This window comes from Streptomyces griseus subsp. griseus, from assembly GCF_000720255.1.
Taxonomy (GTDB): Bacteria; Actinomycetota; Actinomycetes; order Streptomycetales; family Streptomycetaceae; genus Streptomyces; species Streptomyces griseus_I.
Genome location: NZ_JOJE01000043.1, coordinates 1 through 21,176 on the forward strand (window position 1 = coordinate 1; position 21,176 = coordinate 21,176).

15 protein-coding genes are annotated in these 21,176 nt (G+C 69.4%); 7 read left to right on the forward strand and 8 right to left on the reverse strand.

Features of this window, described 5'->3' with window-relative positions; all coding sequences use genetic code 11:
- Positions 1 to 6,773: polymorphic toxin-type HINT domain-containing protein (locus tag IG99_RS36345; RefSeq protein ID WP_037682039.1), on the reverse strand; the 6,773-nt coding region annotated here is incomplete at its 3' end.
- Positions 6,774 to 7,157: 384 nt separating this feature from the next.
- On the opposite strand from IG99_RS36345, the gene IG99_RS36350 reads away from it, so the two are divergent.
- The 6 genes from IG99_RS36350 (at position 7,158) to IG99_RS36375 (ending at position 13,600) form a co-directional block, all read left to right on the forward strand.
- The gene (locus tag IG99_RS36350; protein WP_037681966.1) at positions 7,158 to 10,619 is read left to right on the forward strand and encodes a DNRLRE domain-containing protein; all 3,462 of its coding nucleotides are present in this window, start codon (positions 7,158 to 7,160) and stop codon (positions 10,617 to 10,619) included.
- 100 nt (positions 10,620 to 10,719) lie between these two features.
- A complete protein-coding gene (locus IG99_RS36355; RefSeq protein ID WP_037681967.1) occupies positions 10,720 to 11,130 on the forward strand; it encodes a VOC family protein in 411 nt (136 codons plus the stop codon).
- Positions 11,131 to 11,226: 96 nt separating this feature from the next.
- On the forward strand, positions 11,227 to 11,631 hold the full coding sequence (locus tag IG99_RS36360) for a hypothetical protein (protein ID WP_037681969.1): 405 nt from the start codon (positions 11,227 to 11,229) through the stop codon (positions 11,629 to 11,631).
- Positions 11,628 to 12,152, forward strand: coding sequence for a thiol-disulfide oxidoreductase DCC family protein (locus tag IG99_RS36365; RefSeq protein WP_051866354.1), 525 nt, complete (start codon positions 11,628 to 11,630; stop codon positions 12,150 to 12,152). The genes IG99_RS36360 and IG99_RS36365 overlap by 4 nt, the downstream gene beginning before the upstream one ends.
- A gap of 9 nt (positions 12,153 to 12,161) precedes the next feature.
- Positions 12,162 to 12,902, forward strand: coding sequence for a TetR/AcrR family transcriptional regulator (locus IG99_RS36370; protein WP_037681971.1), 741 nt, complete (start codon positions 12,162 to 12,164; stop codon positions 12,900 to 12,902).
- 89 nt (positions 12,903 to 12,991) lie between these two features.
- Positions 12,992 to 13,600 (forward strand): Uma2 family endonuclease, encoded by a 609-nt coding sequence (locus IG99_RS36375; RefSeq protein ID WP_037681972.1) that lies wholly within the window; start codon positions 12,992 to 12,994, stop codon positions 13,598 to 13,600.
- A 17-nt stretch (positions 13,601 to 13,617) separates the two neighbouring features.
- On the opposite strand, the gene IG99_RS36380 is transcribed toward IG99_RS36375, so the two are convergent.
- From IG99_RS36380 to IG99_RS36390, 3 genes are all read right to left on the reverse strand, one after another.
- Positions 13,618 to 15,171 carry an ABC transporter substrate-binding protein gene (locus tag IG99_RS36380; RefSeq protein WP_037681973.1) on the reverse strand — a complete coding sequence of 518 codons (1,554 nt, stop codon included), beginning with the start codon at positions 15,169 to 15,171 and terminating at the stop codon, positions 13,618 to 13,620.
- Positions 15,172 to 15,332: 161 nt separating this feature from the next.
- Entirely contained in the window at positions 15,333 to 16,646 is a 1,314-nt protein-coding gene (locus IG99_RS36385) for a metallophosphoesterase (protein ID WP_037681974.1), read from the reverse strand.
- Between the two features lie 32 nt (positions 16,647 to 16,678).
- Positions 16,679 to 16,918 carry an SCO4848 family membrane protein gene (locus tag IG99_RS36390; RefSeq protein WP_037681977.1) on the reverse strand — a complete coding sequence of 80 codons (240 nt, stop codon included), beginning with the start codon at positions 16,916 to 16,918 and terminating at the stop codon, positions 16,679 to 16,681.
- A gap of 91 nt (positions 16,919 to 17,009) precedes the next feature.
- Here IG99_RS36390 and IG99_RS36395 point away from each other — a divergent pair, with 91 nt between their 5' ends.
- Positions 17,010 to 18,311, forward strand: a complete 1,302-nt coding sequence (locus IG99_RS36395; protein WP_037681979.1) for a D-alanyl-D-alanine carboxypeptidase family protein — start codon at positions 17,010 to 17,012, stop codon at positions 18,309 to 18,311.
- Here the strand turns inward: IG99_RS36395 and IG99_RS36400 are convergent.
- Genes IG99_RS36400 through IG99_RS36415 form a run of 4 tightly spaced genes read right to left on the reverse strand, consistent with a single transcriptional unit; the run spans position 18,265 to position 21,113 of the window.
- Positions 18,265 to 19,185 (reverse strand): YihY/virulence factor BrkB family protein, encoded by a 921-nt coding sequence (locus IG99_RS36400; RefSeq protein ID WP_037681981.1) that lies wholly within the window; start codon positions 19,183 to 19,185, stop codon positions 18,265 to 18,267. The two genes, IG99_RS36395 and IG99_RS36400, sit on opposite strands and share 47 nt — an antisense overlap.
- Positions 19,173 to 19,616: a GtrA family protein gene (locus IG99_RS36405; protein ID WP_107056111.1), complete on the reverse strand. Its 444-nt coding sequence runs from the start codon at positions 19,614 to 19,616 to the stop codon at positions 19,173 to 19,175. The genes IG99_RS36400 and IG99_RS36405 overlap by 13 nt, the downstream gene beginning before the upstream one ends.
- Entirely contained in the window at positions 19,613 to 20,590 is a 978-nt protein-coding gene (locus IG99_RS36410; protein ID WP_037681984.1) for a decaprenyl-phosphate phosphoribosyltransferase, read from the reverse strand. Before IG99_RS36410 ends, IG99_RS36405 begins: the two co-directional genes overlap by 4 nt.
- Positions 20,583 to 21,113, reverse strand: a complete 531-nt coding sequence (locus IG99_RS36415) for a phosphatase PAP2 family protein (protein ID WP_051866345.1) — start codon at positions 21,111 to 21,113, stop codon at positions 20,583 to 20,585. The genes IG99_RS36410 and IG99_RS36415 overlap by 8 nt, the downstream gene beginning before the upstream one ends.
- Positions 21,114 to 21,176 lie beyond the last annotated feature (63 nt).

The following is a 21,176-nucleotide window of genomic DNA, read 5'->3' on the forward strand; positions in this document are numbered from 1 at the left end:
CCCGCCAGCACATAGTACGTGTGCAGGTCGTCAACCGTGAGGTTGTACGTGCGGGCGTGCTTGTTGAAGGAGCGGTTACCCGTGACGATGACCGTGTCGCCGTCGTCCGTGCGCAGGGTCATGCCCGGCTTGAGTTTTCCGGCCGGTACCCAGTCGTGTGCGGACGGGGACCAGAATGGGTGCTCATGGGTCGCCGTGAGCTTTTCGATGCCGTTCTCGGTGGCGATGGAGAGCTCGTTGAAGTGCTTGTCGTCCTCGGTGACGATGAGGCGGGTGACTTTTCGGGGGCCGGTCTCACCGGTTTCCGGGTCGGTGGCGAGGACTTCGTCTCCGAGCTTGACGTCCTCGATGTCCTTGGTCTTTCCGTCGGCCATCAGGACATCGGTGCCGGCGAGGAAGCACTTGGTGCACTTCTTGGCCCCCTTCACCTTCGCGAGCCAGTCCTCGATGGCCTTGGCGCCCTTTTTCAGCACCGAGTTGGGCACCAGCTTCAGGGCCTTGGCAAACGGGAGGTCAGTTCCTGCGATCAAGCAGCTTTGTGCACCGGAGCCGGAGATGCAGTTCTTCCAGGCCGAGGGGTCGGGAAGGAAGGTCGTGGCGAGGGCCTTGAAGACCGTCTTCTGCGCGGTGAAGTCGTACTGGTTGTGCACGATCTTCTTGCCGAGGGGCGGCTGCTCGCTGCCCGACTTGACGACGCTGTGCAGCTTGCCGTCAGCACGGTAGTTGTAGTGCGTGTTCTCGTAGTGGTAGGACCAGGTGCCGTCGTCGTTCGGCTCCATCCAGTCCCGATAGGTGTTGCCATCACTGTCGCAGCCGCGGTCGCACGGCGTGATCGGCCTGAGGCCATCGGGGTCGCTGCTGCTGATCGGGCTGTTCTTCGCGTAGCTGTACCCGTTCATCTGCAGCGGGTCCGCGAGGTCGATGATCGGGTCCGCCGAGAGGAAGTGGCCCGTCGCCTGGTCGTACTCCCGCGCCCCGATGTGGGTCAGACCAGTCGCCGCATCGTCGATACCCGTGCCCAGGTAGCTGCGCTTGTTCGGCCAGGCCGTCGGCTTCGTGCCGCGGATCTCGCCGTACGGCTTGAAGGCTCGGCGGGTGACCGTCTGGCCGGAGGCGATGTCCACCGACGTGTTGGCCGTGCCGAGGTGGTCCGCGATCAGGACGCTGAGCTTGTGGCCCGTCGTCGAGCCGTTCGTGGTGGTGCGGACGACCGTGGGGGCTCCGGCCTGGGTGTACGAGCGGGACGCCTTCGTGATGGTGCCTGTGGCGTTGGTCGTCAGCTCTGTTTCGCCCAGGTACAGGGTCGAGCCGGAGGGTGAGTTCTCCAGGAGGCGGTTGCCGTCGGCGTCGTAGACGTACGTCGTCTTCGTGCCGGCGCTGGTGATCGTCTCCAGCTTGTTCTCGGGGGTCCAGGTCAGGTCCTGGGTGCTGCCCGGGAGGTTCCGGTCCGTCGTGTTGCCCGTGTCGTCGTACTTGTACGTGCTGCCCCTGCCCGTGGGTGACGAGGTCACCGACGTCATCGTGTGGGGCTGATCCGTACCGCCGTACGCGTAGGTGTACTTGACGTTCTTCGTCACGTCCGTCGGGTCGTGGTCCGTCGACGTCGCGCGGTTGCCGATCCAGTCGAAGGTGAACGACTGGCGGTAGGCAGTCCCGCCGTTGGAGACGGTGGTGGAGGCGGGGGCGGCGGCGGACAGCGACGCGGTCAGCGCGGAGTCCGGGGTCGTTGCGTCGTCGGCCTCATCCGGTGCGTCCGCCACCGGGCCCGACGACGTCGCGTAGTCGGTGCGGTAGCCCCACGCCTTGCCGTTGGCCGCCTTGCAGCCCGTGCCGTTGCCCGTCGGCGTGATGATCGACGTCCAGGCGTGCACCAGCTCGCCCATGACGTCGTACGTAAAGCACTGGGTGTCCCAGGGCCCGTCCGACAGCCGGCGGGCGTTGGACGTGATCGTGCCTGAGGCGTCGTAGGAGTAGTAGCTGTCGGTGATGCGGTGCGGGTCCGCCGTCTCGCGGTCCGTCACCGTGCGCTGCAGTGAACCCGTGTGCGGGTCGACGAAGTTCGTCGTCCACACGCGGTAGGGCTGGGAGCCGGAGACCGTACGGAGGACTTCGCCGTAGGGCGAGTAGGTGGTGTCCGCCGTGTACCAGGTCAGGCCCGACGTCGACTCCGCCAGGCCGTCGCCGTTGTAGCGCGTGACCACCTTCTCGCTCGCCAGGCCACCCTTCGCCGGCAGCGTGACCGACTGCGGCTTGCCTGTCGGCGTGTAGGTGTAGGCGTAGGTGTACGTGCCGGACAGGCCCGTGGTCATCGAGTTCGCGGGGATGACGACCTCGGTGCCTGTGGGGTGGTATTCGGCGTCGTAGCCGGTGACGCGGCTGACGTAGTCGCCGTTCGCGGTGTGCCGGATCGAGGCTGTCGGCTTGCCCAGGACGCCGGGCGACTCGTCGTACGTGACTTCCTTGACGGGGCTGGCGGTCGCGGAGCCCTGCCGGACGTACCGCACTCGTCCGAGCACGTCGTACTCCGTGAACGTCTCCTGCTGGCGGGCGCTGCGCACACGGTTGGGGCGGTCGGCCTCGTCGTACCAGGTGTCGGTGGTGCCGGTGTCGGGGTCGGTGGACGAGGTCACCCGGCCGCGGGCGTCGTAGACGTAGGACCAGACGTTGCCGGCGGGGTCGGTGATCCGGCTCCGGTTGCCGCGGGCGTCGTACTCGTACTTGGTGCCGCGGCCGTACGAGCTGGTGTCGTCCTTGCTGTAGTGCTTCAGCAGCGTGACGCGGCCGAGGGCGTCGAAGTAGGAGCGGGTGCGAGGGGCCGTGGAGCCCGCCGGGTCCACGTACGTGCTCGTGTCGTTGTAGGTGGTGGAGGTGGTGTGCTTGGGCTTGTCGGCGTGGTAGGTCGTGGTGCGGACCTCGCGTTCGAGGCCGTCGTAGCTGTGTCTGACGTAGCTGGGGATCAGCGACTTGGACCGGGGGGCGAACAGCTCGGTGCTCGGGTCGCCCTTCGCCAGATAGCCGCTGGTCTGCTCGAGTGCCAGGCCGTGGTCGTTGTACTTGGTGTCCAGGATGATCCGGCCGGGGCCGTGCGCCTCGGCCTGCTTCTGGACCTCGCGCTGCAGACCGTCGTAGATGGTCGTCTCGCGGGCGTACGTGCCGTCGTCCTTGAGAGTCTGAACGGTCACCGCGGCCGGACGGTTCTCGTCGGGGGTGGCCACCGCCTTCTGGTACGAAATCTGTACGCTCGGCGACTGGCCGACGGACTGGCGCGACGGCGACCAGCCCTTCACCAGGCGGCCGAGGGCGTCGTACTCGGTGCGGGTGACCCGGCCGTTGGGGTCCGTGACGGTGAGAGCCAGACCGCGCCCGGGGTCGTAGGTCGTGGTTGTGGTGTGGCCCTTGGCGTTGATCGACTTGGTCTGGGTGACCGGGCCGCCCGTGTCAGCCGGGGTGTACTGGGTTTCCGTGGTGCCCGCCCCGGGTGCCGTGATGGTGCGCACCCGGCCCAGCGGGTCGTAGGTCGTCTTGACGGCGGAGGCGTACGCGGTGCCGGCCCCGTCGATCCCGGCCATCGAGGTGACCAGACCCTTGGTGGGCGTGGCGCCGTAGGCCAGGTCGTCGTAGGTGTTCTGTACGGCCGACTTGAGTTCGGTCTTGGGGTCGGCGTTCGCCTGAACGGCGCAGGTGGTCCCCGTTATGCGCTGTTCCTTGGGCAGGCCGATCAACCAGGACGAGGTGTTGTGCACGTACGACGTGGTGGTGCACGTCTGGTCGGACAGGGTCTCGGCGGTGCCGTTGGGCTTGACGACCGCCGTCTCCACCTGGAGGGGCAGGCCGTAGGTGTCGTCGACCGTGGTGAGCGTGCGGACGGCACGCCAGCTTGTGCCGTCCCTCTGGATATCGTCCGTTCGCTTGACGCCGACTCGGTGGGCGAGCAGTGGCTCGCCTGCCGTCCCGTCCTCATTCTCGCGGGAGCGAGAGGCGGTCTGCTTCGAGTAGGGGAAGGTCAGGTTGCGCTTCAGGGGGTCAGCGACGGGGACTTTGTCGCCTTCGGAGTTGAGCTTGGTGTCGGAGTTCAGGTAGGTGATGGTCTCCGCGGTCATGCCCGCGAATTCCGGACTGTCGTCCGCGAGGAGGGTGTAGGTGCCGGTGGAGTCCTTGACCGCGCCGCCGACGCCCTGGAAGTAGCGCGTGACGGTGTACGACTGGGAGTTGACCTCGGCATTCGCGGTACTGGTGGTGCTGCCCTTGTAGACGGAGAGCTGCCGGTAGCCCTTCCAGTCGCCGTAGGTGCGCAGCGCCGGGCGGGTGAACTCGTCGTCGCTCTTGGCCCAGGCGGGGCCCGCGTACCCGTACCTGGTGGTGACGGGTTTGCCGTGTGAGGTGACCTTGTCCCTCTCGGTGACCGAGGCGACGACGTACTTGTTGAACCAGGACTTGGCGGGTGTCTTGTCGTCGCCGTCGGGAGACCAGCGCAACGGGTAGCAGGTGCCGTTTCTCCGGCCCTTGTCCTCGGACGGCTCGCTCGCGCAGCCACCGGTGTACTCGACCTCGATGTCACCGCCGTTCTCGGTGGAGACGGTGCCGATGCGGGGCCGCGTGAGGGCGGGGCGCTGGTCGCTCTTGCCGTTGAGGACCAGGTTGGGCAGCTGGCGGTCCCTCAGCCGGGAACGCAGCGGCGATTCGGAGCCGACGGTGTACGCGGAGAAGCTGACGCCGTCCGCGGACTGGAGCGTGCCGGTGGTGTCACCGGGTGCGTAGCCGGTGCGGGTGATGGAGTTCAGCCACAGGCCGGGCGAGGTGTCGTACCAGTCCTCCGGGAAGGACTGGTGAAGCGTGTACTTGTCGACCGGGTCGAGACCGGACTGCCCCGCGCGCACCGCCTTCGTGGTCACCGAGTCCAGGCGCATCTGCGTCCAGAACGTCGGGAACGGCGGGCAGAGATCCGAGTTCGACTTGCAGTTGTACTGCCCGGGTGTGTCCCACCAGGGGCGGTAGGCGCCCGGGTCGTCGGTCTTGTCGAAGTTGGTGCCGGTGCAGGCCGTCGTGGACTTCAGGCAGCGCTGCTCGACGCCGAACACGACCTTCGCGGACGGCTTGGTGAGGTCGCCGCGCATGCCGTACTCGACGACGGTGGGATAGGCGGCGCGGTCGTACTGCTCGGGCGTCTTGAACTTCTTGCGGACGGCGTAGTAGTTCGACTCCTGCTCCCAGGTGACGACCATCGTGTTGCCGTGCACGTCGACGACCCTGTCCAGACCCCAACGCCAGGCCTGCTGCTTACCGGCGCCGCAGCGCGAGTCGGCGAAGGCGGTGGCGCGGCACGGCTCGCCCGGGTGGTTGCCGAACACCGGCACCGTGGAGACGGAGTCGGTGTCCGGGTGCCCGCCGCCGACCTGGTTCTGGCCGAAGAAGAACCTGGTGCCGTCGGGAGGCCTGACGATCCAGTACTCGCCGTTGTTGTCGCCGTTGGTGGCACCGACCCTGTGCTCGATGCGAGTCCCGTCGTCCTGCTTGGGCCGGTAGATCTCCGTGTCGGTCTCGGGGTCGCTGCCGGAGGCGGCGGCCCGGACCAGTTCGGTGGTCCGTCCGTTCAGCGACATCACGGCGTTGTACGACACCCAGCACAGGTCGGACGTCTTGTCCTTCGCCGCCGTGTTGTTGGGCGTGCCGGAGTCGAGTTTCTTCCTGTCGTCCTTGCAGGAGCGGTAGCGGCGCTCGATGTAGCCGGGGTCGTAGCTCCAGCCCTCGCCGATCCAGGATGCCTGGGGGGAGGAGACGGCCGTGCGACCGTCCACCGTCTGCGAGCTGTACTCGAAGGAGATCTTGGGTTCCGGACCGGCCGGCGCGGAAGGCATGGTCAACGGGTAGGACCAGGTGAAGGCGCCCGACGAGCCGCCCGCCTCCCACTTGCCGTCGGATGCGAGTGGGGTGGCCTTGAAGGTGCCGCCCCTGCCGGCGCCGGAGTCGATGGCGCCGAGGACTGCGGTGTCGCCGGTGGCGGTCACCGGGGTCGCGGAGGTCGAGCTGTTGTAGGCCGCCCGGAACACGCCGGAGCCGGAGGAGGAGGACGGGGCCGAGGCGGGCGTGACCGTGCCGTCGGCGGCCGGGTCGACCGTGGCCGTGATGGACCTTGTGGCCGTGTCGTTGGTGGTCTCCAGCTCCTCGTACGTCTGGCACGCCTCGTCGTCAGGCGTGTTCAGGTAGCACTCGGGGAACTGCACGAAACGCAGCCGGGAGGCCCAGTCGGCGCCGTAGAGGCTCTCGAACTTCGTGTAGTCAAGCTTCACGGAGATGGGGACCGCGCCGGTGGCCGGGGCCCGCACCTTCAGGAGGGTGCCGGCGACCTTCTGGCTGACGGGCAGGTCGCGGTCCGGGATGGTGACCTGCCAAGTCCCCGTCGGTGCCGGCTCGTCGGGGGCCTGGCCGAGGCTGACGGGGAGGGCCCCTACCGGTTTCAACGCCACCTGTTGGGCCGAGGAGCGCAGTGCCGTCGGCGTCGGGGTCGGCGCGTCGAAGGCCACCGAGCCCTCGAGTTTGGACGGCGGCGACACAGTGCTGGTCGGCGCGGTGAGCATGTCCTTGGGGATGTCGCCCTTCAGGGTCTGAAGGTCAAGGGAGAACGACCCACCCTCAATGGGCTTCTCGCTCTCCAGCTGCTCCAACTGGACCTGCTCCCGACCGCTCTCGTCGTACGACGCATTGGGATCGGGCGGCAGTGCGAGCGACTGCGTGGGCAGCAGAGCCACCAGCAGGGCGGCAGCCACGGTCGGTATGGCGATGCGTGCGGACACGACGAGGTTCCCCCGGACCACTCGAAGCGGGGCCGGTGATGGACCACGCGCGATGAGTAACAGACAGTGCAGATTCTGTGGTCAGGTTGTGAACGAACGCCATACCGAAAGTGTTCATGTGAACACGATCACAGTGCGTAACGGATCATCACGCCTGCATGACATCACTTACCCAGTTCTTACCTTCAAAGGGTCAAATCCGCCCAGCAGTTGCCCGTTCTGATGGTGAATCAGGTAATTCCGGGCCTCGGGGGTCGCCGACCGCTCGCCGAGTGCGGCGGACAGCACCGCTCCTTCACAGGGTGACGACAGCATCTTCATGAGTCATCATCAGCTGCCACTCTCTGCGGAAGGGGGATCCGCCCGATGACGCGCACCTGGCGCCGTAGACCCGGCCGTCGTGCCACCGCGGCGCTGCTCGCCGGCGCCATCGCCGCCACCGGCATCGCCTATGTCGGATTCGAAGTCTCCGGCAACGCGACTCGCGACGGCGCCGGCGGCGCCCGCGGCACGAAGACGGTGAGTGAGTCCACGGCACTCACGCAAGCCGCCCGCACGGGCAGGAGCGTCGAGGTCACCGCGGCCCGCACCGCCTCCTCGACCACGTGGGCGCAGCCGGACGGCCAGATGCGCAAGCGGCTGTACTCCTCCCCGATCAGGGCCAAGGTGGACGGCGAGTGGCGGAAGATCGACCCGAGCCTGCACCGCACCGAAGAGGGCTGGGAGCCGAAGGCGACCAACACCCGGATGGTGTTCTCCGCCGGGGCGAAGGACGGCGGCGGCGAGCAGCGCTCCTCCCGCTCGACCGTGCGCCGGGTCTCCCTGAAGAAGGGGGCCGCCGCCGACACCGGGACACCGCTGGCGACGCTGTACGTGGGCGACGGTGAGTACGCGATCCAACTGACCTGGCCGGGCGCCGTGCCCACCCCGATCGTCGACGGCAACCGGATCCTGTACCCGGATATCCTCCCCGGCGGTGACCTGGTGCTGACCGCCGACGACGACGGCTTCGGCCAGCTCTTCGTCGTGAAGGACCGTCAGGCGGCCGCTGATCCGCGTGTGCAGCAGCTCGCCTATGGTCTCCACTCGGCCGATCTGGTCTTCCGGCTCGATCCGCTCACCGGCATGGTCAGCGCCGAGAGCGCGGACGGCGACGAGGTCGCCGTGTCCCCCACTCCGCTGATGTGGGACAGCAGCGGCGCCCCCGCCGTCACCGACGGCGAGGTCGGTGCCACGGCCCAGCCGACCGCGCCGGAGTCTCCGAACCCGACGGACTCCGCGAGCGAGTCGCCCGAGGACACCGCCAGTCCCTCGGAGGACGCGGTCGAGTCCGACGAGCAGAGCGATCCCGACAGCGAGGTCTTGCCCTCGGCGACCGACGAATCGGTCCCTCCGGTGTCGGAAGCCCCGCTGCCGCCGGGACCGCCGGAGGCGAGCCCGGCCCCCTCGCAGACCGGCTCGGCCGCCACGCTCAGCCTGCCCTCCCTGGACGGCCCGTCCCCGGACTCGCGCGGCGAACTCGTGGAGGCCGACCTGAGCGCGGGTACCTGGACTCTCACGCCCGACCAGGACTTCCTGAACGACCCGGCCACCACCTACCCGGTCTTCATCGACCCCTCGATCAAGAAGCACGTCCAGAACTGGACCACCGCCTACGACCGGCACCCCAACGCCACGTTCTACAACGGCAAGGGCTTCAACAAGGGCGGCACCCACGAGGCCCGCGTCGGCTTCGAGTCGGACACCTGGGGCACCTCACGGTCGTACTTCAACATCTCCTTCGACAAGGACCTCAGGGACGCCAAGATCACCAGCGCGAAGCTGAGGATGTGGGAGACCTATGCCTGGTCGTGCCAGTCCCGCTCGATGAGCGTGCATCTCACCGGTGCGATCAACGCGCACACCAACTGGAAGAACGCGCCCAGGCTGCACGACGGCAACAAGCTCGCCACCAAGAGCTTCGCGCACGGCTACAAGTCCGGCTGCAAGAAGGCCTTCGAGACCTTCGACGTGAAGAAGGGCGCCCAGAAGGCCGCTGACAAGGGCAAGGACCTGATCACCTTCGGGCTGCGCGCCCGCGACGAGGACGCCCAGTACGCGTGGAAGAAGTTCCAGGCCAACGGTGACTTCGCCCCGACTCTGGAACTCGTCTACAACCGCAGACCCACCATCCTCGCCAACTCCCTCGATCTCGGTCCCGACGGCAGGTGCACCACCACGAAGCCGTACGTCCGTATGGGCTCCGGTGACCTGACATTCACCGCCAAGGCCACCGACAAGGACAGGAACCTCGACTACCTCGACTTCGACCTGTGGCCCAGCGGGAAGTGGGCCACGACCGGCGATCTGCTGAAGTCGACCGGCAAGGTCTCCGTGGGCGGCCATACCGACACGGCGCTGGAGACCACCAACGCCTTCTCCACCAGCCGCCTCACGAGCGGCATCGCGTACTCATGGCGGGTCCGGGCCGTCGACGACGCGGGCAGCACCTCCAGCTGGTACCCCAAGGCCCCGTGCCAGTTCGTGCTGGACACCACCGCTCCCCGTCCGCCCGTGGTCTCGTCGACGGACTTTCCCAACGCCGACGGCGACAAGAACGGCTTCGGCAACGACGGCGAGGACGCCACCTGGTCCGTCAAGAAGTTCGGCACCCCCGGGTCGTTCACCTTGCGCGCCCTGAACACCGACGTCGTGCGCTACGAGTACGGATTCAACTCGGCCAACTACACCGGCAGCCTTCCCCGCACGAACGGGACAGCGGCCACGGTCAGTGCCACGCTCGCCAACGCCAAGCCACCTACGGCCGGTCCGAACGTGCTGTACGTCCGTGCCGTCGACAGCGCGGGCAACGTCTCCGAACCCACGAGGTACTTCTTCTACGTCACCCCGCGGGACCAGGCCGACGCACCCGGCGACTTCACCGGCGACAAGCTGCCGGACATGATGGTCGTCACCGAGGCGGGGAACCTCGCTCTCTACCCGTCCCAGGGCACCCCGAACGACGTCGACACCGGCTCCGGCGACCTCGACTACTCCATGTCCGGCGCCTACCAGGCCAACCCCAAGAAGGACCCCAACGGTGATGACCAGCCGCCTTACGCCGCCGCACCGCCAGGCCACTTCAAGGGTGCCCTGATCACGCACAACGGTGACATCTACGGGGGCGACGGACTTCAGGACCTCGTGGTCCGGGTCGGCGGGAGACTCTGGGTGTACCCAGGTGACGGCTATGGTGCGGTCGACGTCGACAAGCGGCGGGAGATCCTGCTGCCGGCCGGCGCTCCCAGCCCTTCCGCCCTCACCCAGATCGTGGCCGCCGGCGACATCACCGGTGACCGCCGCACCGACTTCCTCGCCACCGTCGGCGACGAGCTGTGGGCCCTCACCGGCTACCACGGGGCGACCGTCGACCAGGCGATCCGTCTCTCGGGAACGGCCTGGACCGATCGCGACCTGGTCACCGTCGGGGACGTCAGCGGTGACGGCGTCGCCGACCTCGTCTACCGGTCCGACACCTCCGCGCGCCTGTTGCTGCGCAGGGGCGTCGCCGCGAGCGGCGGGGGTACCGATCTGAACTCCCTCGCGGCGGCGACCAACTCCGCCGAGGGTGAAGACGGCATCTACGGTTCCTCCGGCTGGTCGGCCGCCGGCATCCCGTTCGTCATGGGGACGCCCGACGTCAACGGCGACTCCGTCCCCGATGTGTGGGCCGTGCGTTCGGACGGGTCCGTGCGGTTCTACGCCGGTGGGAAGAGTGTCCTGCCGGGGGGAGGCACGGAGGTCGTCGCACCGGCGGGCTACTGGAAGACCCGCATCGCCATCGGCTAGCCCCCGCCCCGCGCCACCCCGAGGGCCGTCGGACTTCCCGTCCGGCGGTCCTCGGCCTGTCTGTCCCGGCACTCCATGCCCTCCCCTCTAATCTGATGGCATGTCAGATGAAGAGTCGTACGAGCTGCTCGGGTTCGACAACATGGTGTTGCCGGTCGGGGATCTCGGGGAAGCCGTGGGGTTCTACGAGCGGGCCGGGTTCGCGCTGGGGTTCCGGTTCGACGAGGCCGGGATCGCGTTGCTGAAGGTCGGGGGCGAGACGCCGGGTGTCCTGCTGCGCGAGGAGCCGGAGCTGGGGCAGCGGCCGCCGGTGTGGCCCGCCCCTCGGGTGTGGGTGGAGGTCACGGACGCGCAGGGGGCGGCGCGGAGGCTCGCCGGGGCCGGGATCCCGGCGTTCGACGGGCCCTTTTCCGTTGCCACCGGGTGGACTGTCGAGATCGCCGACCCCTGGGGCAACGTCATCGGGTTCACGGACTACTCCAAGCGGCCCGAGTTGGGGCGACGGCCCTGACACAAGCCCCACCCCGCAACTTGGTTGAACGTGTTCAAAAACAGGTCTACAGTCATCCATGTCAGCGTTTTGAACGCGTTCAAGAAGGGGTGGGGCATGGACCGCACCGTCATCGCCTACGTCATCTACCTGGTCGTCAGCATCGGGCTGACGATCTGGGTGGCCCGCACGCTCAGCCGGAACGGGCGGATCTTCCTGGCCGACGTCCTGCACGGCAACGAGAAGCTCGCCGACGCCGTCAACCACCTCCTGGTGGTCGGGTTCTACCTCGTCAACCTCGGCTTCGTGGCGCTGTACCTGAGCGGCGACGACACCATCACGGACACCCGCGGGATCTTCGAGGCCCTGTCGACGAAGCTGGGCGTGGTGCTGCTGGTGCTCGGCGTGATGCACCTGGCCAACGTGTACGTGCTCAACAAGATCCGGCGGCGGGGCGTGATGGAGCGGGAGCAGGTGCCGCCGGTCGCGCCGCAGGGGTGGGTCGGAGCGCAGGGGGCGTGAGCGCCGTGACGACCACCGAGGACCGGGGTGCCGAGCGCGCCCCGGTCCGCCGGCTCACCGTGCTGTACGACGCCGAGTGCGGCCTGTGCACCCACCTGCGGGACTGGCTCGTACGACAGCCCCAGTTGGTGCCTTTGGAGATGGTGGCCGCGGGGTCCGAGGAGGCGCGGCGGCGCTTTCCCGGCCTGGACCACCGGGCCACGCTCGACGAGGTCACCGTGGTCGGTGACTCGGGGCAGGTCTACCGGGACGCCGCCGCCTGGATCGTGACGCTGTGGGCGCTGCGGGAACACCGTCCGCTCGCCCACCGGTTGAGCACTCCGGCCGGGGCCAGGCTGGCCAGGGGCGCGGTGCTCGCCGCCGCCAAGTGGCGCGGGGCCCAGCAGGGCGGGGCGCAGTGGGGTGGGGCGCAATGGGGCGGCCAGGTGTACCGCAGGGCGGACGGGTGGTCGTACCATCCGAGCACCGGCTGGAGCTGGTCCCCGCCGGGCTGCGACAGCGGCGGCTGCGTCACTCGTTAGGCTCCCTACGTGCCCGAGAACCACGACGGCCCCGCCCAGGGCCCCGCCCAGACCAAGTCCGAGCAGACCCGTGCGCTGATCCTCGAGACCGCGATGCGGCTGTTCCAGGAGCGGGGGTACGACAAGACGACCATGCGGGCCATCGCCCAGGAGGCCGGGGTCTCGGTCGGCAACGCGTACTACTACTTCCAGGGCAAGGAACACCTGATCCAGGGTTTCTACGACCGCCTCGCCGCCGAGCACCGGGCGGCGGTCCGTGAGGTCCTGGACCGGGAGACCGATCTGGAGGCGCGGCTCGCGGGGGTGCTGAGGGTCTGGCTGGACGTCGCCACGCCGTACCACGAGTTCGCGGTGCAGTTCTTCAAGAACGCCGCCGATCCCGACAGCCCGCTCAGCCCCTTCTCCCCGGAGTCGGAGCACGCGCGCGTGGAGGCGATCAGCGTCCACCGGGAGGTGCTGGCGGGGGCGAAGACCAAGGTGCCGGAGGAACTGCGGGACATCCTGCCGGAGCTGATGTGGCTCTCCCAGATGGGGCTGGTGCTGTATTGGATCTTCGACCGGACCGAGGGGCGGGAGCGGAGTTACCGGCTGGCGGAGCGGGGGGCCCGGCTCACCTCGCGGGGTGTCGTCCTGGCCCGGTTCCGGGTGCTGCGGCCGCTGGTGCGGGAGGTGCACGAGCTGTTCAGGGACTTCCTGCCGGGGATGACGAAGGTGATACCGGATCCGGCCGTCAAGCGGCAGGGCGAGTGATCACCGTGAGTGAACAGGCTCGAACGGGACACTCCGCGGTCCCGATGCCTACGATGATGCTCTCGACACCAGCCCACAGGAGGCACGCGATGTCCGCAGCGTCCGTCGAGCGGCCCCATCCCGACCGTCCGCTGACCGCGGAGGCCAACCGGCTCATGGACCGCAATCCGGGCTACCGCGTCGAGATCATCGGAGGCCAGATCCTCGTGTCCCCGCCGCCGGACGGACCGCATGCCGTGGCTTTGACCGACCTCATGCTCCCCTTCCTGGCCGCCGGGCTGCACGGGACGGAGTCGAAGCTGGTCCAGGGCATCGGCCTCTGGCTACCGACCGGCACCGAGGACTACGCGATCCCCGACCTCGCCCTGGTGGACGCGGATTTCAAGGACCATTACGTCGAGAACAACTGCTACGACCCCGTCTGCTTCCGTCTGGTTCTGGAGGTCACCTCCAGCAACTATCGGTCCGACCTGCGCGTCAAGGTCGCCGCGTACGCAGAGGCGAAGATCCCGGTCTACGTCATCGTCGACCGCAAGCACCAACGCCTGCACGTTCTCACCGACCCCGCCGGTGACAAGTACGAGAACCACCGTCCGCACGCGCCTGGTGAGATCGTCACCCTTGCCGACTCCATCGGCGCCGAGGTCACCCTGGACGTGTCCGAGATCCTTGATGCCGCTCAGGCGGAGACCGACTGACGCCCCCGGCGCCCACGTCAGATCCAGGTCAGTTTCCACAGGCGGAAGATGCCGTCGCCCTCGGCGAGGTACTGGCCGCCGCCGATGTCCTCCGTGGTGACGACGTACTCCTTGCGCTGCCAGAGGGGGATGACCGGGACGTCGGCCGCGACGGTGACCTGGAGGTCGCGGAAGTCCTGGGCGACCTCACCGCGGTCCGGGTACTGCTGGCTGTCCTTGATGAGGTGGTCGACGGTCTTGTTGCTGTAGCCGGTGTTCATGGTGCCGTCCGTGCCGACGAGCGGGGCGGCGAAGGTGTCCGCGTCGGGGTAGTCGGCGACCCAGCCGACGGCGTACGCGTCGAGCTTGCCGGTCGCCCAGCGCTTCTGGAAGTCGGTCCACTCGTAGCCCTTGACCGTGACCTGGAACAGGCCGGTCGCCTCCAGCTGCCGCTTGATCTCCTTGGCCTCGTCGGCGGCGGAACCGCTGCCCAGGCCGTAGCCGTAGGTGAAGCGGACGGGGAGGCTCACGCCGGCCTCGGTGAGGAGTTTGCGGGCCTGCTTCGGGTCCGGCTTGGGGTAGGCGTCGAAGAAGGACGTGGTGTGGCCGGTGATGCCGGTCGGGATGAGGGAGTACAGGGGGTCGACGGTGCCGTCGTAGACGGTCGCGGCGAGCTGGTCGCGGTCGATCAGCCAGGCCATGGCCTTGCGGACGCGGACGTCGTGCAGGGGCGATCCCTTGCGGGTGTTGAAGTAGAGGTTGCGGGTCTCGGAGCTGTCGTCCTCGGAGACCCGCTCGCCGGGATCGCTGGGGTTGAGGCCGGCGAGGACCTTGGGCGGCAGCTCACGGGTGGCGACCTCCACCTGCTTGCCCTTCCATGCCTTGTCGAGGGCCTCGCCGTCGGCGTAGTAGCGCAGCTCGACCGGCGGGCCGGGCTTCACCGCGCCCTCGTAGGCGCCGTAGGGCTTGAGGACTGCCTCGCGGCCCTTCGTGTACGCGCTCAGCTCGTACGGTCCCGTGCCGTCGACGGCGGTGCCCTTGCGCAGGGAGGTCGACGGGTAGCGGGTGTGGTCGACGATCGAGCCGGCGCCGGTGGCCACCTTGAACGGGAAGGTGGCGTCCGCGGAGGAGAGGTGGAAGGTGACGGTCATGCCGTCGGCGTCCACGGACTTGAGGGTGGAGAGCAGGGAGGCCGGGCCGACGTCGGAGTTGATCCTCTTGACGCGGTCGAAGGAGAACTTCACGTCCTCGGCGGTCATCTTCCGGCCGCTGGGGAACTGCAGTCCGTCACGGAGCCGGCAGCGGTAGGTCCGCAGGCTGGTGCCCTGGAAGCCGCAGCTCTTCGCGGCGTCCGGTACGGGCTCGGCGCCGCCCGGCTCGAACGTCACGAGCGTCTGGAAGACGTTGCTGAACAGGGCCCAGGAGCCGGCGTCGTAGGCGCCGGCCGGGTCGAGCGAGGTGACGGTGTCCGTGGTGCCGACCCGGACGGTCTTGCCGTTGTTCTCCTGCGACGGCAGCAGCTGCCAGCCGCCGATTCCCGCGGCCGCCAGTACCAGCAGGCCCGCGAGAATCCGCATGCGAACCGATCGCATGGTGGTGCCTCCCCAAAGGTGCCACTCCCCTAAGCGGCGCGGCTCACCTAATCACACGGATTTCAGCCGGGGGAAGAGGATTCGGGTGAGATGAGAAAGCTCTTACCGATGGGTGTTTCCGGGGTGTTTCACAGGGACCTGTCACGGACGGGCGCCGGCGGTCACGCCCGCTTCGACGCCAGTTCGATCACCGTGATGTCCGAGGGGGCGCCCACTCGGGTGGGCGGGCCCCAGGCGCCGGCGCCCCGGGAGACGTAGAGCTGGGTGTCGCCGTAGTGGTCCAGGCCCGCGACGGTGGGGTTGGCGGCCGCCGCGATGAGGTTGCCGGGGAAGAGCTGGCCGCCGTGGGTGTGGCCGGAGAGCTGGAGGTCGACGCCGTGCTTCACGGCGTCGTGGATCTGGACCGGCTGGTGGGCGAGCAGGACGCACGCGCGCGTGGTGTCACGGTCGTCGAGGGCCTTGGCGAAGTCGGGGCCCTGGCCCTCGCTCTCGCCGGCGATGTCGTTGACACCCGCCAGGTCGAACCAGGGCAGCTCGGTGCGGGCGTTCTCCAGGGGGTGCAGGCCCAGCCGGCGCACCTCCTCGACCCACTGTTCGGCGCCGGAGAAGTACTCGTGGTTGCCGGTGACGAAGAACGACCCGTGCCGCGCCCGCAGTTGCCTCAGGGGCGCGGCGGCCGGGCCGAGGTCCTTGACGCTGCCGTCGACGAGGTCGCCGACGACCGCGATCAGGTCGGGCTGGGTCGCGTTGATCGTGTCGACGACCTTCTGGGCGAAGCCGCGGCCCAGCACCGGGCCCAGATGGATGTCGCTGACGACGGCGATCCGGTACCCGTGCGCGGCGCGCGGCAGCTTGGCCAGCGGGACGGTGACCCGCTTCACCCCGGGGCCGCGCAGGACGCCGTACGTGCCGTAGCCGACGGTGGCGACGGCGGCCGCGGCGGCCGCGCCGCCGACCACGCGGGAGACGAAGAGGCGGCGGGAGGGGACCGCGACCGGCCTTTCCGGGGGTTCCTCCGTGGCCGGTCCATCCCGGGGTGCCTCCGTGGCCGGTCTTTCCCCGGGTTCCTCGGTTGCTTCCGCCCGCTCGGCCGGCCGCGTCTCCTGGACCGCGCCGGACCGCACCGGCTCCGGTCGCGGTACGGCGGTCACGGGGGCCGGCGCCCGTCTGTCCAGGTAGCGGCGCAGCAGGGGGCGTACGAGTTCGCCGGCGACCACCGCGAGCAGCAGGTATATCGACAGCGCCATCCACAGGAAGCCCGGCCAGGCCATCACCTGCTGGAGCCAGAACGGGGCGCCGGTGCGCTCGCCGACGAGCGCGCCGATCGCGAGGATCCAGCCGCCCGCGATCACGGCGGCGCCGGCGCGGCGTACCCGGCCCGGCCCGCGGGTGGTGTCGCGGAACAGTCGGCGCCACAGGTACCAGTTGCCCGTCACCAGCACGGCGAGGGCGAGCAGCAGGAAAAGGATGACCACGGTCCTCGGTTCCCCCGTTGTGACGTTCGGCGTTATGACGTTCGGCGCAGTGCGCGTACTCCGCGCAACCCGATGACCCCGATGACCGTCCCCAATACGGAGGAAACGACGGCGAGCAGCAGGTGTACCCAGAAGTACGCCGTCGGGTGGCCGTCGTCGAAGGCGAGCCCGCTGCTGTCCTTGATGAGGTTTTTGACGAAAGTGACCCAGATGACCCAACTCCACACCCCGAAGGCGAGCAGGAACCAGGAGACCGGGCGGCTGAGCTTCATACGTTCAGTATCTCCGTACCGTGTCCGGTTCCGTGACCGGGGTGGGGAGGGCGACGGGACTTCGCGGCACGCGGCAGGTACGTTCTGCGTCGTGCCCGCACCCAAGAAGACCGCCAGGCGATCCCTGCTGGTCACCTCCACCCTCGTGTCCCTCGCGCTGACCGCGCCCGTCGCCGTGGCGGCCCCGAAGCCGTCGCCCAAGCCGTCGGCGAGCCCCTCGGCGAGCCCGTCCGCCACTCCCCCGGCGAGCATGTCGCCCGTGGGCGGCGCCCGCCTCGGGCAGCCGGGGACGCAGGTCAATCTGGGCGGCGGGGTTCCGGTGCTGCCGAAGGACCTCACGGCGCGGTCGTGGATCGTCGCGGACGCGGAGTCCGGCGAGGTCCTCGCCTCGCACAACTCGCACTGGCGGCTGCCCCCGGCGAGCACGCTGAAGATGCTGTTCGCGGACACGGTGCTGCCCAAGTTCCCCAAGGAGACACCGCACAAGGTCACCCCCGAGGACCTGAAGGACATCGGGGCCGGCTCCAGCATGGTCGGGATAAAGGAGGGCGAGACCTACACCGTCCACGATCTGTGGCTCGGTGTCTTCCTGCGCTCCGGGAACGACGCCGTGCACGTGCTGTCCCACCTGAACGGGGGCGTCGCCAACACCGTCCGGGAGATGAACGAGCACGCCGAGGAACTCCAGGCCCTCGACACGAACGTGGTCAGCCCCGACGGCTACGACGCGGCGGAGCAGGTGTCGTCGGCGTACGACCTCACGCTGTTCGCCCGCTCCGGGCTGCAGAAGAAGGACTTCCGCGAGTACTGCTCGACACTTCGCGCCAAGTTCCCGGGCGCGACGACGAAGAACAAGAAGGGCAAGCCGACCCGGGGCTCCTTCGAGATCCAGAACACCAACCGGCTGTTGACCGGCGACTACGACATCTCCCAGTACCCGGGCATAGCGGGCGTCAAGAACGGCAACACCACCAACGCGGGCGCCACCTTCACCGGGGTCGCCGAGCGTGACGGCCGGGTGCTGCTGGTCACGGTCATGAACCCGGAGAAGAGCGGCCACAACGAGGTCTACAAGGAGACCGCGGCTCTCTTCGACTGGGGCTTCAAGGCGGCCGGCAAGGTCACGCCGGTGGGCGAGCTGGTGCCCCCGAAGGGCGCCGTGGCGTCGAGCCCCCGGCCCACCAACGACGAGGGGCAGGCCGGCGGGGAGTCCGGCGGCACCGGGAACGTCTCCGGCAAGCCCGTCGCGGCGGCCGCCTCGGCGGAGCACCGGGCCGGCGGTGTCGGGACGGCGCTGGGGATCGCCGGCGGGGTGCTGGTACTGCTCGCGGCCGGGGCGTTCCTGGTCAACCGCCGGTGGCCGCTGCCGGATCTCGTACGCCGCCGCCGCTGAGCGGCTCGCGGGTGACGCCCTCCTCCTCCTTGCTGCCGGTCGCCGTCCAGGAGGCGCAGAAGAGGACCAGCTTCGAGGTGAAGTTGATCCACAGCAGCAGTGCGACGGGGACGCCGAACGCGCCGTACATGCTCTTCGTGGCGACGCCCTGCATGTAGCCGCTCAGCAGCAGCTTCAGCAGTTCGAAGCCGACCGCGCCGATGAGCGCGGCGACGAAGAGGCGGTGCCGGGTCGGTTCGACGCCGGGCAGCAGGGTGAGGGCGTACAGCAGGAGCAGGAAGTCGGCGAGTACGGCGACGGCGAACGCGGCGACGCGCAGCAGGACGGTGCCCCAGCCGTGCTCCTCGAGGCCCAGCTGTCCGGCCGCCCAGCCGACGGCGGCGGAGGCGAAGGTGGACGCGCCGAGCGTGACCAGGACGGCGCCGCCGAGGCCGACGAGGACGCCCATGTCCTTGGCCTTGCTCACGAGGGGGTTCTCCTCGCTGTCGTCCAGCTCCCACACCGCGCGCAGGCAGTCGCGCACCTGGCCGACCCAGTTGATGCCGGTGAACAGCAGGACGGCGCCCGCGATGAGGCCGATGGTGCCGGCGTTCTGGACCAGGGAGCCGACGTCGAGCTGCTCGGAGATGCCGGGGACCTGGGCGGTGATCCTGTCCTCCAGCCGTTTCTGCGCACCCGTGCTGAGCGTGGCGGCGGCGACCGCGGCGGCCACCGTCAGCAGCGGGAAGAGCGCGATGAAGCTGACGAACGTCATGGCGGCGGCGAGCCGCGTCCACTTCACCCGGTCCAGCCGTTCGTACGAGCGCCACGCGTGCGTGGTCATCAGGCGCGTGATGTACGGCCCGATCCAGGGGAGCCTTTTCAGCCAGTCCATGATCCGACCCTGCCCTCGTCGCGGAACACCCATGTACGGGTACCCCAGAACCGCAGGACCGTGGCCACGGCCATGCCGATTCCGGCGCCGGAGACCGTGTCGGCGCGCTGCGAGGTGAGGCCGAGGCCGTAGTGACTGACGGTGAGGCAGAGGAGCTGTACGAGGGCGCCGGCGACGTTCACGGCGAAGAAGACGGCGTAGGGGCGCAGGCCCCTCACGCGCGCGTGCCGGTAGGTACCGAGCGCGTTGCCCAGGTAGGCGACCGTGCAGCCGGCGAGGAAGGACAGGGCCTTGGCGGTGAGCGGGCCGAGGGCGGCGGGGCCGCGCAGCCAGGTGAACAGGGCGAGGTCGGCGGCGTAGGCGATCAGGCCGACGGCGGCGAAGCCGAGCAGTTCGTTCCGCGCCCCACCGGTCCGGGTCGCCGGGTTCACCAATTGGCCACCGCCAGCGCGTACATGGCGATCCACACCAGGCCGATGAGGGCGAGCGCGCGGTCGCCCAGGACGACCTCCTCGGGTTCACCGGCGGTGCCGCGGTCGGCGAACACGGCGTATCTGAGGACGGCGAGGATGAAGGCGACCATGGACAGCTGGCGCCAGGGCAGCACGCTGGTGTGCGGGACGCCGCCCTCCTCCAGGGCCCACAGGCAGTAGGCGAGGACGGCGACGCCGGCGGCGAGCTGCCAGACGAAGCGGAGGTAGCCGGTGGTGTACTCGGTGAGCAACGCGCGCGTGGCGCCCGCCTGCCCGGCCATCTGGACCGCTTCGGAGTAGCGCTTGGCGGCGACCATGAACAGCGCGCCGAAGCCGGTGGTGATCAGGAACCAGCGCGAGAGCGGGATGCCGAGCGCGAGTCCGCCGACCATGGCCCGCATGAGGAAGCCGGTGGTGACGACGGCGAGGTCGACGACGAGGACGTGCTTGAGGCTGAGGCAGTACGCCAGTTGCATGCCGAGGTAGGCGGTGAGCAGGGCCGCGACGGACGGCGTGGTCAGCCAGGCCGCCGCGGCGGGTGCCAGGACCGCGAGGGTGCCTCCGACGGCGTAGGCGACGGGTACCGGGACCTGTCCGGCGGCGACCGGGCGGTGGCGCTTGGTGGGGTGGGCGCGGTCGGCGGCGGCGTCGCGGGCGTCGTTGACCAGGTAGACGGCGCCGGCGCAGGCGGTGAACAGGGCGAAGACGAGCGCGAGTTGGGTCAGGGCGTGGAGGGAGAACAGCCGGCCCGCGGCGGCCGGGGCGGCCATCACCAGGGTGTTCTTGACCCACTGCTTGGGGCGGGCGGTTCTGAGGAGGCCGAGCAGGAGGGTGCCGGGGCCCGGGAGCGGGGGTGCGGGGTGCTGTTCGGGCCGGGTGTGCTGCTCGGGGAGGGCGGCTGCGGTGCCCTGCAGGCGCGCGGTCTCAGTCATGTGCGGCTCCGCTCGGCGACGTCACCGCCGCGAACACCCAGCGGCCGCCCGCGTGTGCCGTGAGCGCCCCGAGGGCCGCGCCCGCCGCGATGTCCGAGGGGTAGTGGACGCCGACGACCAGGCGGGAGAGGCACATCGCGGCGGCGAGCGGCGGGACGACGTGGGCGCCGAGCGCGCCGAAGGCGACGGCGGCGGCCGCGGCGGAGGTGGCGTGGGAGCTGGGGAAGGAGTGCCGTCCGGCGGTGCGCACGAGGGGTTCGACGTGCGTGGGGCGCGGACGGCGCACGATCCGTTTCACCCCCATGCTGGCGAGGTGCGCGCCCGCGGTGAGCGCGGTCGCGCGCAGCCAGGCGCCGCGCCGTCGGCGGTCCACGGCGGCTCCGGTCAGGCCCGCCGCGAGCCACAGCGCACCGTGTTCGCCGGCCCGGGACAGGGTGCGTGCGGCGCCCGCGATCCTCGGGTCGGTTCCGCAGGCGCGCAGCGCCGAGAGGATGCGGTGGTCCATGTCGTCGAGGTCGTCCATGTGGACTCACTGTTCTCGCCGACACCGCTGGAACACCGGCAATATTGAGCGACATCCCATTAA

Coding starts and splice junctions, on each gene's coding strand:
- IG99_RS36410 (WP_037681984.1), bottom strand. CDS start 20,590: ATGACTGAGACCGCGCGCCTGCAGGGCACCGCAGCCGCCCTCCCCGAG.
- IG99_RS36400 (WP_037681981.1), bottom strand. CDS start 19,185: ATGGACTGGCTGAAAAGGCTCCCCTGGATCGGGCCGTACATCACGCGC.
- IG99_RS36350 (WP_037681966.1), top strand. CDS start 7,158: ATGACGCGCACCTGGCGCCGTAGACCCGGCCGTCGTGCCACCGCGGCG.
- IG99_RS36375 (WP_037681972.1), top strand. CDS start 12,992: ATGTCCGCAGCGTCCGTCGAGCGGCCCCATCCCGACCGTCCGCTGACC.
- IG99_RS36380 (WP_037681973.1), bottom strand. CDS start 15,171: ATGCGATCGGTTCGCATGCGGATTCTCGCGGGCCTGCTGGTACTGGCG.
- IG99_RS36390 (WP_037681977.1), bottom strand. CDS start 16,918: ATGAAGCTCAGCCGCCCGGTCTCCTGGTTCCTGCTCGCCTTCGGGGTG.
- IG99_RS36360 (WP_037681969.1), top strand. CDS start 11,227: ATGGACCGCACCGTCATCGCCTACGTCATCTACCTGGTCGTCAGCATC.
- IG99_RS36355 (WP_037681967.1), top strand. CDS start 10,720: ATGTCAGATGAAGAGTCGTACGAGCTGCTCGGGTTCGACAACATGGTG.
- IG99_RS36415 (WP_051866345.1), bottom strand. CDS start 21,113: ATGGACGACCTCGACGACATGGACCACCGCATCCTCTCGGCGCTGCGC.